Below are 1,322 nucleotides of genomic sequence, written 5' to 3'. Positions count from 1 at the left end.
CTGCGGACGCTTCTGGAAGAGGCTGGTGTCAGCCCCGAAGGAAAATGGGTCTATGTCGAAGGGGCGGATGCGTCCTCGAACGGGCGCTCAATCCCGTTGGAAAAGGCGATGGACGACGTTCTGGTCGCCTTCAAGGCCAATGGCGAAGCGCTGCGCAAGGAGCATGGCTATCCCGTGCGTCTGGTGGTGCCGGGCTGGGAAGGCAACATGTGGATCAAATGGCTGCGCCGGATCGAGGTGACGGATCAGGCAATTGAAAGCCGCGAGGAGACGTCGAAATACACTGATACGCTGGCCAATGGTGTCAGCCGTAAGTGGACCTGGGAGATGGATGCGAAATCCGTTGTCACCAGCCCCAGCCCGCAAGCGCCGATCAAACATGGCACGGGACCGCTGGTGATCACCGGTCTGGCCTGGTCCGGGCGCGGGGCGATTACCGGCGTGGATGTGTCGGTTGATGGCGGCAAGACCTGGACAGAGGCACGGCTGGCTGCACCCGGCACCGACAGGGCGCTGACGCGGTTCTATCTGGATACAAACTGGGATGGGACGGAGATGCTGTTGCAGAGCCGGGCCAGGGATTCCAGCGGCTATGTGCAGCCGACCAAGGCGCAGCTGCGCGAGGTGCGGGGGCTGAATTCGATCTATCACAACAACGCCATTCAGACCTGGTGGGTCAAGGCAAACGGGGAGGCGGAAAATGTTGAAGTTTCCTAAGCTTGCGGCAGCAACCGCAGTCGTGGCGGCCTGTGCGGCACCGGCCTATGCGGAGAAATTCGGCTTGGGCCGCCCGGCGCTGCCGGAAGAAATCGCGGCGTGGGACGTGGACGTTGCCCCCGACGGCACCGGCCTGCCCGCAGGATCGGGCGATGTGTTCACCGGCGAGGAGGTTTTTGCCGAGAAATGCGCCGTCTGCCATGGCGATTTTGCCGAAGGCGTCGGCAACTGGCCCAAGCTGGCCGGCGGGCAGGGCACATTGGACCACGACGACCCGCTGAAGACGGTTGGCAGCTACTGGCCGTATCTGTCGACCACCTGGGACTATGTGAACCGGTCAATGCCGTTTGGCGATGCGCAGTCGCTGAGTGCGGATGAGGTCTATGCCATCGTGGCCTATATCCTTTACTCCAATGATCTGGTCGATGATGAGTTTGTGCTCTCGGATGGGACTTTCACGGATGTTGACCTGCCGAATGCCGGCGGGTTTATTCTGGATGACCGGCAAGAGGCAGAGGCGCATTTCTGGAACCCGGAACCTTGCATGGAAAATTGCAAGGAGAGCGTGGAGATCACCATGCGGGCCATGGTGCTGGATGTGACGC

2 protein-coding genes are annotated in these 1,322 nt (G+C 61.3%); both read left to right on the top strand.

All coding sequences use genetic code 11. The features are described 5' to 3' along the window. The coding region (locus A2I95_RS38750) for a molybdopterin-dependent oxidoreductase (protein WP_291737702.1) at positions 1–717 on the top strand (717 nt) is incomplete at its 5' end. Next, positions 701–1,322, top strand: a 622-nt coding sequence (locus A2I95_RS38745) for a cytochrome c (protein ID WP_291737701.1), incomplete at its 3' end; no start/stop codon positions are given. The genes A2I95_RS38750 and A2I95_RS38745, both read left to right, overlap by 17 nt.

It is taken from the genome of Leisingera sp. F5 (assembly GCF_001593695.1).
Note: the sequence above shows the minus strand (reverse complement) of the source record. Positions and strands in the feature narration are given on the sequence as shown.